Source organism: Streptomyces erythrochromogenes, from assembly GCF_040684695.1.
In the GTDB taxonomy this organism is placed as follows: Bacteria; Actinomycetota; Actinomycetes; order Streptomycetales; family Streptomycetaceae; genus Streptomyces; species Streptomyces erythrochromogenes_C.
Genome location: NZ_JBFBGM010000003.1, coordinates 189472 through 203263, shown reverse-complemented (window position 1 = coordinate 203263; position 13792 = coordinate 189472). Strand labels below are relative to the sequence as shown.

The window sequence follows — 13792 nt, the reverse complement described above, 5'->3', positions numbered from 1 at the left end:
ACACACCAGCGGGGCGGGGAACGACCATGATGGGTCCGGCGCACTCACTGTCCGGGGCGGCGGCCTGGCTGGGGGTGGGCGCGGCCACAGCCGCAGCCGGCCACCCCATGCCCTGGCCGGTCCTCGTCGTCGGCGCACTGATCTGCGCCGGTGCGGCCCTCGCACCCGACCTCGACCACAAGTCGGCGACGATCTCGCGTGCCTTCGGTCCGCTGTCCAAGGGCCTGTGCGAGGTGGTCGACAAGATCTCCTACGCCGTCTACAAGGCCACCCGCTCCACGAAGGACGCCCGCCGCACCGGCGGCCACCGCACCCTGACGCACACCTGGCTCTGGGCCGTGCTGATCGGCGGCGGAGCCTCCGCGCTCGCCGTGACGGCCGACCGCTGGGGCGTGCTCGCGCTGCTCTTCGTGCACCTGGTCCTCGCGGTCGAGGGCCTCCTGTGGCGGGCGGCCCGGATGTCCAGCGACGTCCTGGTGTGGCTGCTGGGCGCGACCAGCGCCTGGATTATGGCCGGGGTCCTCGACCAGCCTGGAAACGGTGCGAACTGGCTGTTCACCGAGCCGGGGCAGGAGTACCTCTGGCTCGGCCTGCCGATCGTGCTCGGGGCCCTGGTCCACGACATCGGCGACGCGCTGACGGTCTCCGGCTGCCCGGTCCTGTGGCCCCTGCCCATCGCCGGCAAGCGCTGGTACCCGATCGGCCCGCCGAAGGCCATGCGCTTCCGCGCCGGCAGCTGGGTGGAGCTGAAGGTCCTCATGCCGGTCTTCATCCTGCTGGGCGGCTTCGGAGGCGCCTCGGCCCTCGGTTTCATCTAGGCCGTCCCCACCGACCGGGGCGGGCCCTGTCTCCCGACCGGACGGGGCCCCGTAGCCTGGGCCGATGTCCGAGACACACCGCCTCTGGCCGCAGGCTCCGTCCGCCGAGACCGACTGGCTGACCGAGCTCTGCGGTGACGGCACGACCGGCTTCGAGCCGCCCCGGCGTCCCGATGCGGTCTGGGTGCTGAACGCCATGTACGAGCACGAGAGCGGACCCGGCGGCCTCTCCCACCACGAACTGCGCCGGGCGGCCCTCGCCGCCGGTGCCATCGACCCCGCCCGCCTCGGGAACATCGACCTCGAGATCGGCACCGCCACCGGCGGCGGTCTCGGACGCGCCGAGCATCCGGGGCCCGCCTACCGCCGACTGCGTTGGGCCGAGCTCTCCGCCCGGTGCGGGGACCCTATGGTCCCCGAGGGGAAGTACCCGTCCTTGCGGTGCTTCCCCTCCGCGCGGCGGGACGGCAGCTGGCCCGTCGGCATCGAGCCGCCCACCGAGGGTAGCCTCGACCGCCCCACATGGGACCGGCTCGTCGACGTGCTCGTGGCACACAGCACGCAAGGACCGGACACCCGGGCCCTCGCCTACTACAACCCGCTGATGCTGCCCGCGGTCGATTTCGACAACCTCCACGTCCGCACCGGCCGGCTGGGCGACGCCCACGCCCTCTACGACAACCCGGACGCGGACTTCAGCCCGTCCAACCTGTGGCCCGAGGACCGCTCGTGGATCCTGTGCACCGACTACGACCTGTGGGCCACCAAGGTCGTCGGCCCCGAGCACCTGGTCGAAGCACTGCTCCGTGACCCGGTGATCGAGGCCGTACGACTTCCCTGGACCAGCTGACGGGCCCCGCGCCGCGGGATCAGCCGTGCCAGGAGCGCCACAGGGCCGCGTACGCCCCGTCAGCCGCGACCAACTCGTCGTGCGAGCCGAGTTCGCTGATCCGGCCGCCCTCGACCACCGCGATCACGTCCGCGTCGTGGGCCGTGTGGAGCCGGTGGGCGATCGCGATCACCGTGCGGCCGTCCAGCACCCTGGCCAGCGAGCGTTCCAGATGCCGCGCGGCCCGCGGGTCCAGCAGCGAGGTGGCCTCGTCCAGCACCAGGGTGTGCGGATCCGCCAGGACCAGCCGGGCCAGGGCCACCTGCTGCGCCTGCGCCGGGGTGAGCGCCGTGGCGCCGGAGCCGACCTCGGTGTCCAGACCGTCCGCCAGGGCCCGGGCCCAGCCGTCCGCGTCCACCGCGCCCAGCGCCGCCCACAGCTCGGCGTCCTCGGCACCCGTCCGCGCGAGCCGGAGGTTGTCGCGCAGCGACCCCACGAACACGTGGTGCTCCTGGTTGACCAGGGCCACGTGCTCGCGCACCCGCTCCGCCGGCATCCGCGACAGCCGCGCCCCGCCGAGCGTGACCTCGCCGGTGCGGGGCCCGTAGATGCCCGCGAGCAGCCGCCCCAGGGTGGACTTGCCCGCGCCCGAGGGGCCGACGAGCGCCATCCTGGTGCCCGGCGGCACCGACATCGACACCTGGTGCAGGACGTCCACGCCCTCCTTGTAGCCGAAGCGGACCTCCTCGGCCCGGACGTCCCGGCCGTCCGGCGTGACCTTGGCGTCACCTGCGTCCGGTTCGATCTCCCGCACGCCCACCAGACGGCCCAGTGACACCTGGGCGACCTGCAGCTCGTCGTACCAGCGCAGGATCAGGCCGATCGGATCGATCAGCATCTGGGCCAGCAGCGCGCCCGTGGTCAGCTGACCCACCGACATCCAGCCCTGCAGCACGCAGTAGCCGCCGATCAGCAGCACCGAGCCGAGGATCGTCACGAAGGTGACGTTGATGACGGGGAAGAGGACGGTCCGCAGGAACAGCGTGTACCGCTCCCACGCCACCCACTCCGTGATCCGGCGCTCGGACCTGGCGATCCGCTCCGGACCCAGCCGGTGCGCCTCGACCGTGCGGCCCGCGTCCACCGTCTCGGTGAGCACGGCCGCGACCGCGGCGTAGCCCGCGGCTTCCGAGCGGTACGCCGAGGGCGCCCGCCGGAAGTACCAGCGGCAGCCGATCACCAGGACCGGCAGCGCGACCAGCGCGGCCAGCGCCAGCGGCGGCGCGGTCACGGCGAGGGCGCCGAACAGCAGCCCCGCCCAGACCACGCCGATGGCCAGCTGCGGTACGGCCTCGCGCATCGCGTTGGCCAGCCGGTCGATGTCGGTGGTGATCCGCGACAGCAGGTCACCGGTACCGGCGCGCTCCAGCACGCCCGGCGGCAGCCCCACCGACCGCACCAGGAAGTCCTCGCGCAGATCGGCGAGCATCTCCTCGCCCAGCATCGCCCCCCGCAGCCGCACCAGCCGCACGAAGCAGGTCTGTACGGCGAGTGCCAGCGCGAACAGCAGCGCCATCCGGCCCAGTTGCAGCTCCCGCGCCCCCGCCGCGAGGTCGTCCACGACCCGGCCCAGCAGGTACGGGCCGACCATGGAGGCGATCACCGCGACCGCGTTGACGCCCACCAGCACCAGGAAGGCCCGCCGGTGGCGCCGGAACAGGCCGCGCACATAGCCCCGTACGGTCGCCGGCGTGCCCACGGGCAGGGTCGCGGCCGTCTCGGGGGCCGCCGGGTCGTACTCCGGCGGCGCCACGCCGATCATGCGGATTCCTCGATCTCTGTGAGTGCTTCTTCCAGCTCTGTCAGTCCGAGCCCGGCGAGGCGCTGTTCCTCGTCGGTCTCGCGGGTCACGACCGCCCGGTAGAGCGGCTCGCGGTGCAGCAGTTCGCGGTGGGTCCCGACGGCCGCCACCGTGCCGTCGTCGATGAGCACGACCCGGTCCGCGCGGTCGAGCAGCAGCGGCGAGGACGCCAGTACGACCGTGGTCCGCCCGGCGCGCAGGTCCGCGATCCCGTCCGCGATCCGCGCCTCGGTGTGCGAGTCGACCGCCGAGGTCGGCTCGTCGAGCACCAGCACCTCCGGGTCGGTGACCAGGGACCGGGCCAGTGCGAGACGCTGGCGCTGGCCGCCGGACAGCGACCGGCCGCGCTCGGTGATCCGGGCCTCCATCGGGTCGTCGACCCCGTCAGGCGCCGACTGCAGCAGCGCGTCCAGTACGTCCGCGCACTGGGCGGCGGCCAGAGCCGCGCCCGGGCCGACCGCGCCGGAGGCCGGTACGTCGAACAGCTCGCGCAGCGTCCCCGACAGCAGGACCGGGTCCTTGTCCTGGACGAGGACCAGCCTGCGGGCGGTGTCCAGTTCGAGGTCGTCCAGCGCGACTCCGCCGAGGAGCACCGAAGGAGCGTCCTTCGCCCCCTGCCCGCCGTCCCGGTCCCGGTCCACGTCCCCGTCGCCGCCCCGGTCCGCGTCCTGTTCCTCCATGGCATGGCCGCCGAGGCGTTCCGCCAGCCGGCCCGCCAGGTCCGGGTCCCCGCAGACGACCGCGGTGAACCGGCCGGCGGGTGCCAGCAGCCCGGTCCGCGGGTCGTACAGGTCCCCGCCCGCGGCCGGCTCCTCCGCCGGCGCGACCTGCGCGGGACGCTCGGCCGCGTCCGTCCGGGTCAGCGACAGCACCCGGGCGGCCCGCTTGGCGGAGGGCCGCGAGAAGGAGTAGGCCATGGCGATCTCCTCGAAGTGGCGCAGGGGGTAGAGGAGCGTCGCCACCGCGCTGAACGCCGCGACGAGTTCACCCACCGCGATGCGCCCGTCCAGGGCCAGCGAGGCGCCGTACCAGACGACCGTGATCAGCAGCAGGCCCGGGAGCACCACCTGGATCGCGGAGATCAGCGCCCACATCCGGGCACTGCGCACGGCGGCCGTGCGGACCTCCTGCGAAGCCTCGCGGTAGCGGCCGAGGAACAGCTCCTCGCCGCCGATGCCGCGCAGCACGCGCAGGCCCGCGACGGTGTCCGAGGCCAGCTCGGTCGCCTTGCCGGCCTTCTCCCGCTGGATGTCGGCGCGCCGGGTGGCGCGCGGCAGCAGCGGCAGCGAGGCCAGGGCGACGACGGGGACCCCGATGGAGACGACCACGCCCAGCTCGGGCGCGTAGAACAGCAGGCCCACGCAGACCAGGACGACGGAGAAGACGGCGGCGAGGAAGCGGGAGACCGCCTCCACGAACCATCCGATCTTCTCCACGTCGCCGGTGGACACCGCGACGACCTCACCGGCGGCGACCCGGCGGGTCAGGGCGGAGCCCAGCTCGGCGGTCTTGCGGGCGAGGAGCTGCTGCACGCGGGCGGCGGCCGTGATCCAGTTGGTCACCGCGGTGCGGTGGAGCATGGCGTCGCCGACCGAGATGGCCACGCCGATCAGGACGAGCAGTCCGCCGACGAGCAGCAGGCGGTTCGCCTCCCGGTCCACGACCGCGTCGACGCCCAGACCCACGGCGTACGGCAGTCCGGCGACGCCGCCGAAGTGCAGCATGCCCCAGCACAGGCTCTTGACCTGTCCGCCGAGCTGACCACGCCCCAGCCACAACAGGAACCGGGGGCCCGAACGAGCGTCTGGCACTCCCGGATCCGGATACGGAAGATCGCTGATCTGCATGACGCCCCATGACTGGTCGAGTGGTCCAAACCGTGCAAGGTTCGCCTTCCGGACCGGGGCCGGGCAATTGATTTTCCCTCCCGCGGGCGCCGGGGAAAAGAGGTTTTCGCGCGCGGGCACCGGCGGGGTGCCTGGTCACGGGGGTCGCGCGCACCGGCGCTCACGGACGGGTGGCGCGCTCCAGTTCGACGAGGGCCGAGTGGTAGCTCCGGCCGGTGGCCCGGTCCATGCCCACCTCGCACATCCGGTTCGCCGACAGGTGGGCGTCGAAGGGCCGCGCCGTCACCTCCGCGGCCTCCCGCGCCGTCGCCGCGGCCGTCAGTTCCGGGTGCAGCATGCCCCGGTCGCCCGCGAAGGCGCAGCATCCGGCGTCGTCGGGGACCACCACCTCGTCGGCGCACGCCTCGGCGACCGCCCGCAGCTGCGGCTCGTCGCCCAGGTGCCGCATCGAGCAGGTGGGGTGGAGGACGGCGGAGCCCACCGTGCGCCGGACCTCCAGGTGCGGGAGCAGCTCCTGCGCGGCCCACACGACGGAGTCGACGATCCGCAACTCCCCGTGCAGCGAACGGTTGTCCGGCGTCAGGTACGGGACCACCTCCCGGGCGATGCCCAGGGTGCAGGAGGAGGCGTCGACGACCAGCGGCAGCCGTCCACCGGCCGTCCACCCCCAGGCCGCCTCGACGATCCGGTTGGCCATCACCCGGTTGCCCTCCTCGTAGCCCTTGGAGTGCCAGATCGTCGCGCAGCAGGTGCCGGTCACGTCGCGGGGGATCCAGACCGGCCTGCCGGCCCGCCGCGACACGGCCACCAGGGCCTGCGGCAGCGACGGACCGGGCCGGCCCTCCGGGCCGCCGAAGATCCGGTTGACGCAGGCCGGGTAGTAGACGGCCGCGGCGCCCGAGCGCCGTGTCTCGGGCAGCTCCCTGGGGGCGGCGCCCGGGATCTGCGGCAGCCAGCGCGGGACCAGGTCCGGTCGTACGGCTCTGCGCGCGGCCCCGGTCACCGCCCCCAGCAGCCGGTCCGCGACCCGGTCGGGGATCCGTGCGGCGGTGGCGACGGCCGCCCGGGCGGCGGTCTCGACGGTCCGGAAGTGCCGGGCGGCCAGCGCGGCGGCGGCCTCCTCGCGCGCACCGTGGCGGCGGTGGCGGAAGTCGTTCATCAGCGCCCCGGTGTCGATCCCCACCGGGCAGGCGAGCCGGCAGGTGGAATCGCCCGCGCAGGTGTCCACCGCGTCGTAGCCGTAGGCGTCGAGCAGTCCGTCGAGCAGGGGCGAGCCCGGCTGCTGGCGGACCATCTCGCGGCGCAGCACGATGCGCTGGCGCGGAGTGGTCGTCAGGTCCTCGCTCGGGCAGGTCGGTTCGCAGAACCCGCATTCGATGCACGGGTCCGCCACCGCTTCCACCTGCGGAATCGTCTTCAGGCCGCGCAGATGGGCCTGCGGGTCGCGGTCGAGGAGGATCCGCGGGGCGAGCACCCCGTCCGGGTCGACGAGCCGCTTGGTACGCCACATCAGGGCGGCGGCCCCGGGGCCCCATTCCAGTTCCAGGAAGGGGGCCATGTTGCGGCCGGTCGAGTGCTCGGCCTTCAGGGAGCCGTCGAAGCGTTCCACGGTGAGCCGGCAGAAGGCCTCCATGAAGGCCCCGTACCGGGCGACATCGGCCGGGTCGGCGGCGTCGAAGGCGAGCAGGAAGTGCAGGTTCCCGTGGGCGGCGTGGCCGGCGACCGCCGCGTCGAACCCGTGCTCCGCCTGGAGTTCGAGAAGGGCCGCGCACGCCTCGGCCAGCCGGGACGGCGGTACCGCGAAGTCCTCGGTGATCAGGGTGGTGCCGCGGGCACGGGCGCCGCCGACGGCGGTGACGAAGGCCTTGCGGGCCTTCCAGTAGCCGCCGATGGTTCCGGGGTCGCCGGTGAACCGGTTGGTGACCGAGGGCACCGGGGCGACCAGGTCGAGCCCTTCGAGGGCCGCCGCGGCGCGGCGTGCGCACTCCTCCCGGCCGGCCGGGTCCGGAGCCCGGAACTCCACGAGCAGGGCCGTGGTCGTCCCCGGCAGCCCGGCCCAGTCGGCGGGCACCCCCTCGACGCCGGCCGCGGCCCGCAGGGTGTTGCCGTCCATCAGCTCGACGGCGAGGGCGCCCGCCTCGTTGAAGCGGGGAACGGCGGCGGCCGCGGCGGGCAGCGAGGGGAAGAAGAGCAGGGCGGTGCACAGTTCGCGGTCCAGCGGCAGGGTGTCGAAGACGACTTCGGAGATGAACCCGAGGGTGCCCTCGGAGCCGACCATCAGCCCCCGCAGGATCTCGACGGGGGTGTTGCCGTCCAGGTAGGCGTCGAGCCGGTAGCCGGTGGTGTTCTTGATCTCGTACTTGGCGCGGATGCGGGCGGTCAGCGCGGGATCGGCCTCGATCTCCCGCTTGATCTCCATCAGCCCCCGGCACAGGGCCGGTTCCGCGCGCGCCAGTTCCTCGTCGGCCAGCGGGTCGGCCGTGTCCACGACCGTGCCGCCGGGCAGTACGAAGGTGAGGGAGGACAAGGTGCGGTAGGAGTTCCTCGTGGTGCCCGCCGTCATTCCGGAGGCGTTGTTGGCGACGACCCCGCCGACGGTGCAGGCGATGGCGCTGGCCGGGTCGGGGCCGAGGATCCGCCCGTGGCGGGCCAGGGCGGCGTTGGCCCGCAGCACGGTGGTGCCGGGCCGGATGCGGGCCCGCCGGCCCTCCTCCAGCACCTCGACGCCGGCCCAGTGGCGGCGTACGTCCACCAGGATGTCCTCGCCCTGCGCCTGGCCGTTGAGCGAGGTCCCGGCGGCGCGGAAGACGACCTCGCGCTGCCGGCCGTGGGCGTAGGAGAGGACCGCGGAGACGTCGTCGATGTCCTCGGCGATCACCACGACCTGGGGCACGAACCGGTACGGGGAGGCGTCGGAGGCGTAGCGGACCAGGTCGGAGACCTTCCACAGCACCTTCTCGGCGCCCAGCAGCTCGGTCAGCTCGGTGCGCAGGGGCTCCGGTGTGCCGCCGGCCCGGTGCGCAGGGACCCGGTCGGGGGAGGGGCCGCTGATGCTGCGCGGGCGCAGGGCCCCCGGCTCCGGTTCCAGCAGCGGCATGTGCGACCCCTCGCCTCGGGACGGCCCTCGTACGGCCCAGTCAGCAGGTGCGCTCCGCCGGGGCGTCCGACAGGGCGTTCAGCAGACCGCCGAGCACCTCGCGCTGGTCGGCGGTCAACGGAGCCAGGATCTCCTCTGCCGCGTCGGTCCGCGCGTTGCGCAGCCGGCGCAGCGTGGCGCGCCCGGTGTCGGTGAGCTCGATCCTGATGACGCGGCGGTTCGCCGGGTCGGGAACGCGCCGTACGCACGCGGCCGCCTCCAGGCCGTCCACGAGGGTGGTGACCGCGCGGGGGACCACTTCGAGCCGGGCGGCGAGGTCCGCCATCCGGGGCGGCTGCTCGCCCTCGTAATGCGAGACGAGGCGCAGCAGCCGACTCTGGGCGGGAGTGATCCCGAGCGGCACCATGTGGCGCTTCTGGATCCGGTGGAGCCTGCGCGTCAGGCGCAGGAGCTGTTCGGCGAGGAGGCGATCGGTGTCGGAGGCGGAGCTCATGCGGGAACAATATCAGGACCCCGTTCATTGTGAGTATAGGTAACAATGACCTATGCTCTCATGGTGCCGGCTCTGTCCGAGCCTGCGCCGCGAAGGCCTTCGACCCCCGTCCCCCGACCCCGAGAGGGTGCCCATGCCACACGACGAACCGAAGTGGACCCCATCGAAAGACCCCCTCGATCCGACCCGGCCCGCCCCGGCCGAGCAGCCCCGCGAGCTGCGCCGGATCGTCGGGCTGTTCCGCCCCTACCGCGGCCGGCTCGCCGTCGTCGGCCTGCTCGTCTGCGCCTCCTCGCTGGTCGGCGTCGCCTCTCCGTTCCTGCTCAAGGAGATCCTCGACGTCGCGATCCCGCAGGGCCGCACCGGGCTGCTCAGCCTGCTCGCGCTCGGCATGATCGCCACCGCCGTCGTCACGAGCGTCTTCGGCGTGCTCCAGACGCTGATATCCACCACGGTGGGCCAGCGCGTCATGCACGACCTGCGCACCGCCGTCTACGAGCAGCTCCAGCGGATGCCGCTCGCCTTCTTCACCCGGACCCGCACCGGAGAGGTGCAGTCCCGCATCGCCAACGACATCGGCGGCATGCAGGCCACCGTCACCTCCACCGCGACCTCGCTCGTCTCCAACCTGACGTCCGTCATCGCCACCGTGGTCGCCATGCTCGCGCTCGACTGGCGGCTCACGCTGGTCTCGCTGCTCCTGCTGCCCGTCTTCGTGTGGATCAGCCGCCGCGTGGGCAACGAGCGCAAGAGGATCACGACGAAGCGGCAGAGGCAGATGGCCGCCATGGCCGCGACGGTCACCGAATCGCTCTCGGTGAGCGGCATCCTCCTCGGCCGCACCATGGGGCGCTCCGACTCGCTCAGCGCCGCCTTCTCCGCGGAGTCGGAGAAGCTCGTCGACCTCGAGGTGCGCTCCAGCATGGCCGGGCGCTGGCGGATGTCCACCATCGGCATCGTCATGGCCGCCATGCCCGCGCTCATCTACTGGGCCGCGGGCATCGCGCTCCAGACCGGCGCCCCCTCGCTCTCCGTCGGCACCCTCGTCGCCTTCGTCACCCTCCAGCAGGGACTCTTCCGGCCCGCCGTGAGCCTGCTGTCGACCGGCGTGCAGATACAGACCTCGCTGGCGCTGTTCGCCCGCATCTTCGAGTACCTGGACCTGCCGGTGGACATCACCGAGCGCGCCGACCCGGTGCGGCTGGACCGCGCCAAGGGCGAGGTCGCCCTGGAGGGCGTGCACTTCGCCTACGACGCCGAGAACGGCCCCACCCTCTCCGGGATCGACATCACCGTCCCGGCCGGCGGCTCCCTGGCCGTGGTCGGCCCGACGGGCTCCGGGAAGAGCACCCTCAGCTACCTCGTGCCGCGGCTCTACGACGTCACCGGCGGGCGCGTCGCCATCGACGGCGTGGACGTGCGCGACCTCGACTTCGACTCCCTGGCCCGCTCCATCGGGGTGGTCTCCCAGGAGACCTACCTCTTCCACGCCTCGGTCGCCGACAACCTGCGTTTCGCCAAGCCGGACGCCACCGACGAGGAGATCGCCGAAGCGGCCCGTGCCGCCCAGATCCACGACCACATCGCGTCGCTGCCCGACGGCTACGACACCCTGGTCGGCGAGCGCGGCTACCGGTTCTCGGGCGGCGAGAAGCAGCGCCTCGCCATCGCCCGCACCATCCTGAGGGACCCCCCGGTGCTCATCCTCGACGAGGCCACCAGCGCCCTCGACACCCGTACCGAGCACGCCGTCCAGCAGGCCATCGACCACCTGTCGGCGGGCCGCACCACCATCACCATCGCGCACCGCCTGTCCACCGTGCGCGACGCGGACCAGATCGTCGTCCTCGACGGCGGCCGCATAGCCGAGCGCGGCACCCACGAGGAACTCCTCGCGGCGGACGGCCGGTACGCGGCCCTGGTCCGCCGGGACCGGGACGCCGCTCTCGCCCCCGAGCCGCCGAAGGAAGCGCAGCTCGCTCCGGTGAACGTGTGAACGTATGACTGTGTGACCGGCACGCGGGTCGGATGTCGGAAAAGTGGCGGTCTGCGGGTTAGGTTTCCCGCATGAGTCATGAGTACCGGCCGCCCCGGCGCCGATCCCGGCTCACCCGCCGGGGCCGACTGGCCCTCTTCCTCGGCATGCTGACCGCGACCGGCGCAGTGGTCCTGCTCCCCGTACTGCGGGGCGGGCACGGGCCGGAGGAGCCGCGCCGGCTGACGATCCCCGAGGGCTGGCGCGCGGCGCAGGTGTACGCCGCGGTCGACCGCGAACTGAAGCTCCCGCCCGGATCCGCCAAGTCGGCGGTGTCCTCCGTCGCACCGGGCCTGCCCGCGGAGGCCAAGGGCAACCCGGAGGGGTACCTCTTCCCGGCGACGTACCCGGTGACCTCGAAGACGACCCCGGCCGCACTCCTCGCCCACATGGTGCGCACGGCCAACGAGAAGCTCGCCACCAAGGCGGTGGCCGACGGCGGCAAGGCCCACGGGATGACCCCGTACCAGACGGCGACGATGGCCAGCGTCATCGAGGCCGAGGCCGATTCCCGCGCCGACATGGGCAAGGTCGCCCGGGTGGTGCACAACCGGCTCGCGAAGTCGATGCCGCTCCAGATGGACTCCACCCTCAACTACGCGCTGAACCGCACCACCCTCCACACGACGCTGAGCGACACCCGGATCGACAACCCCTTCAACACCTACGAACGCCAGGGCCTGCCGCCCACACCGATCGACAGCCCGGGCCTGGAGGCGATGGCCGCCGCGGTCGCGCCGACCCCCGGCGACTGGCTGTACTTCGTCACCGTCAAGCCGGGCGACACCCGCTTCTCCACGACGTACGCGGAGCACCGCAAGCACGTGGCGGAGTTCAACAAGCACCGCGCCGCCCCGGCGGGCCCCCGCGCCGGGTGACACCGCCCAGCAAGATCCGAAAGAGACGGCCTAGGTCTCCAGATAGCGGAGGACCGCGAGGATGCGGCGGCTGTAGCCGGTGGTGTGCGACAGTTCCAGCTTGTCGAAGACCGCGTTGAGGTTCTTCTCCACCGAACTCAGCGAGATGTGCAGCTCGTTGGCTATGGCCGTGTTGGTCAGGCCCTGGGCCAGGGCCTCCAGCACCGTGCGTTCGCGCGGAGTGAGCCGGGCCAGCGGGTCGCCGTGGGTGGTGCGGACGACCAGTTGCCGCACCACCTCCGGGTCGATCACGGCCCCGCCCGTGCGGATCCGCTCCAGCGCGTCGAGGAACTCCTCCACCTGCGCCACCCGGTCCTTGAGCAGGTAGCCCACCCGCTCCGCGTTCGACGCCAGCAACTGGGCCGCGTAGTTCCGCTCGACGTGCTGCGACAGCACCAGCACCCCCACCTCCGGGAGGCGTTCGCGGATCTCCACCGCGGCCCGCAGTCCCTCGTCGGTGTGCGTCGGCGGCATCCGGATGTCGACCACGACGACGTCCGGCCGCCGCACCTCCACCTCCTTCAGCAGTGCGACGGCGTCGGGCAGCGCGGCGAGCACCTCGTGGCCCTCCTCCACGAGCAGCCGCACCAGGCCCTCTCGCAGCAGGGTCGAGTCCTCGGCGAGGATCACGCGCACGGCAGCTCCGCGGTGACGGTGGTGGGTCCCCCGAGGGGGCTGTCGACGTGCAGCAGGCCGTCGAGCGCAGCCACCCGGCTGAGCAGGCCGGTCAGGCCGGTGCCCGCCGGGTCCGCGCCGCCCCTGCCGTCGTCCTGTATCCGTACGGTCAGGATGGGGCCGAGCCGCGCCACCCGTACGGAGACCGAGGTGGCCCCCGCATGCTTGGCGGCGTTCGTGACGGCCTCGGAGACCACGAAGTAGGCGGCGGTCGAGACCGGTTGGGGCAGCGGTCCCACGACGGCGAACTCGGTGCGCAGCGGGACCGCGCAGCGTTCGGCCACCCCGCCCAGCGCCTCCTCCAGGCCCACGCTGTCCAGCGCCGAGGGGTACACCCGCCAGGCCACCTCGCGCAGTTCGGTCAGGACCTCCTGCGACTGCCGGTGCGCCTGGTCCAGCAGGGCGTCGGCCTGCCGGGGGTCGCGCTCGCGGCCGCGGCGGGCCCGGCCCAGCAGCATGGCGAGGGCCACCAGCCGCTGCTGGACCCCGTCGTGCAGATCACGTTCGATGCGCCGGCGCTCGGCGTCCACGGCCCGCACGACCGCGGCCCGGCTGGTGGCCAGTTCGTCGATGCGCCGCCGCAGCAGCTCGCTCTCGGAGGGGCCGAAGCACTCGCGGGCCAGCCGCGCGTCCAGGGCGGCCAGCGAGGCCAGGCCCTGTACGTCGAGGAAGAGCAGGACCCCGCCCAGCAGCACCTGGGTCAGGAGCTCGGTCCAGGCCGGTGTGCCCCGTACCGCCGCGCCCAGGAGCAGGGCGGCCAACACCGTGCCGAACCCCAGCAGCCCGAGCACGACCGAGCACAGCAGCCCCGTGCAGCAGCGGGCCAGGAGGAAGCGCAGGGTCTTCCCGCCGGTGGTCTCGTACGCGTCGGGGAAGCGGTCGCCGAAGAACACCGAGCGGCGCGCCCGCTCCAGGGCCGCCAGCCGGTGGGCACCGCCGGAGAGGATGCCCAGCGCGTCCGGGCGCGTACGGGGCCACAGCAGGAAGGGGCCGAGCGCGATGCCCGCGACGAGGAAGTACGCGAGGCCGGCCAGGGCGGTGCCGCAGCCGAGCAGTACGCCGAGCCACCGTCGCGGCCACGGCGGGCGGCGGGTCGCGGCCCGGTCCTCGGGATCGCGGCCTTGCGCCGCCGCCCCCGGTAAGTCCCCTCGCACGGGGCCCGAGCCTAGTGCGGCCGGACCGCCCGGACAAGATCGTCCGGGCGGTCCGGGGAGCACAGG

Annotated in this window: 10 protein-coding genes; 4 read left to right on the top strand and 6 right to left on the bottom strand. The window is 73.3% G+C overall.

Annotated elements, in window-relative coordinates:
• Positions 1 to 26: 26 nt before the first annotated feature.
• The gene (locus AB0O53_RS08145) at positions 27 to 818 is read left to right on the top strand and encodes a metal-dependent hydrolase (RefSeq protein WP_350991107.1); all 792 of its coding nucleotides are present in this window, start codon (positions 27 to 29) and stop codon (positions 816 to 818) included.
• Positions 819 to 882: 64 nt separating this feature from the next.
• Positions 883 to 1668, top strand: coding sequence for a hypothetical protein (locus AB0O53_RS08140; RefSeq protein ID WP_365193936.1), 786 nt, complete (start codon positions 883 to 885; stop codon positions 1666 to 1668).
• Positions 1669 to 1687: 19 nt separating this feature from the next.
• Here the strand turns inward: AB0O53_RS08140 and AB0O53_RS08135 are convergent, their stop codons facing one another.
• From AB0O53_RS08135 to AB0O53_RS08120, 4 genes are all read right to left on the bottom strand, one after another.
• Complete coding sequence (locus AB0O53_RS08135; protein WP_350991111.1) at positions 1688 to 3469, bottom strand: ABC transporter ATP-binding protein; 1782 nt, start codon at positions 3467 to 3469, stop codon at positions 1688 to 1690.
• Positions 3466 to 5355: an ABC transporter transmembrane domain-containing protein gene (locus tag AB0O53_RS08130; protein ID WP_365193928.1), complete on the bottom strand. Its 1890-nt coding sequence runs from the start codon at positions 5353 to 5355 to the stop codon at positions 3466 to 3468. Before AB0O53_RS08130 ends, AB0O53_RS08135 begins: the two co-directional genes overlap by 4 nt.
• A 160-nt stretch (positions 5356 to 5515) precedes the next feature.
• Positions 5516 to 8452 (bottom strand): FAD-binding and (Fe-S)-binding domain-containing protein, encoded by a 2937-nt coding sequence (locus tag AB0O53_RS08125; protein ID WP_365193925.1) that lies wholly within the window; start codon positions 8450 to 8452, stop codon positions 5516 to 5518.
• 40 nt (positions 8453 to 8492) lie between these two features.
• Positions 8493 to 8945: a MarR family winged helix-turn-helix transcriptional regulator gene (locus AB0O53_RS08120; protein WP_350991117.1), complete on the bottom strand. Its 453-nt coding sequence runs from the start codon at positions 8943 to 8945 to the stop codon at positions 8493 to 8495.
• A 133-nt stretch (positions 8946 to 9078) separates the two neighbouring features.
• Here AB0O53_RS08120 and AB0O53_RS08115 point away from each other — a divergent pair, with 133 nt between their 5' ends.
• A complete protein-coding gene (locus AB0O53_RS08115) occupies positions 9079 to 10941 on the top strand; it encodes an ABC transporter ATP-binding protein (protein ID WP_365193921.1) in 1863 nt (620 codons plus the stop codon).
• Positions 10942 to 11012: 71 nt separating this feature from the next.
• Positions 11013 to 11858: an endolytic transglycosylase MltG gene (gene mltG / locus AB0O53_RS08110; RefSeq protein ID WP_350991121.1), complete on the top strand. Its 846-nt coding sequence runs from the start codon at positions 11013 to 11015 to the stop codon at positions 11856 to 11858.
• A 30-nt stretch (positions 11859 to 11888) separates the two neighbouring features.
• On the opposite strand, the gene AB0O53_RS08105 is transcribed toward mltG, so the two are convergent.
• Together AB0O53_RS08105 and AB0O53_RS08100 are read right to left on the bottom strand one after the other, a co-directional pair.
• On the bottom strand, positions 11889 to 12533 hold the full coding sequence (locus tag AB0O53_RS08105; protein ID WP_365193918.1) for a response regulator: 645 nt from the start codon (positions 12531 to 12533) through the stop codon (positions 11889 to 11891).
• Positions 12524 to 13726, bottom strand: coding sequence for a sensor histidine kinase (locus tag AB0O53_RS08100; protein WP_403137417.1), 1203 nt, complete (start codon positions 13724 to 13726; stop codon positions 12524 to 12526). Before AB0O53_RS08100 ends, AB0O53_RS08105 begins: the two co-directional genes overlap by 10 nt.
• Positions 13727 to 13792: the final 66 nt, after the last annotated feature.

What these genes read in the sequence shown, in the direction of transcription:
- AB0O53_RS08135 (WP_350991111.1), bottom strand. Translation starts at nt 3,469, where the DNA reads ATGATCGGCGTGGCGCCGCCGGAGTACGACCCGGCGGCCCCCGAGACG.
- AB0O53_RS08130 (WP_365193928.1), bottom strand. Translation starts at nt 5,355, where the DNA reads ATGCAGATCAGCGATCTTCCGTATCCGGATCCGGGAGTGCCAGACGCT.
- AB0O53_RS08125 (WP_365193925.1), bottom strand. Translation starts at nt 8,452, where the DNA reads ATGCCGCTGCTGGAACCGGAGCCGGGGGCCCTGCGCCCGCGCAGCATC.
- AB0O53_RS08140 (WP_365193936.1), top strand. Translation starts at nt 883, where the DNA reads ATGTCCGAGACACACCGCCTCTGGCCGCAGGCTCCGTCCGCCGAGACC.
- mltG (WP_350991121.1), top strand. Translation starts at nt 11,013, where the DNA reads ATGAGTCATGAGTACCGGCCGCCCCGGCGCCGATCCCGGCTCACCCGC.
- AB0O53_RS08120 (WP_350991117.1), bottom strand. Translation starts at nt 8,945, where the DNA reads ATGAGCTCCGCCTCCGACACCGATCGCCTCCTCGCCGAACAGCTCCTG.
- AB0O53_RS08145 (WP_350991107.1), top strand. Translation starts at nt 27, where the DNA reads ATGATGGGTCCGGCGCACTCACTGTCCGGGGCGGCGGCCTGGCTGGGG.
- AB0O53_RS08115 (WP_365193921.1), top strand. Translation starts at nt 9,079, where the DNA reads ATGCCACACGACGAACCGAAGTGGACCCCATCGAAAGACCCCCTCGAT.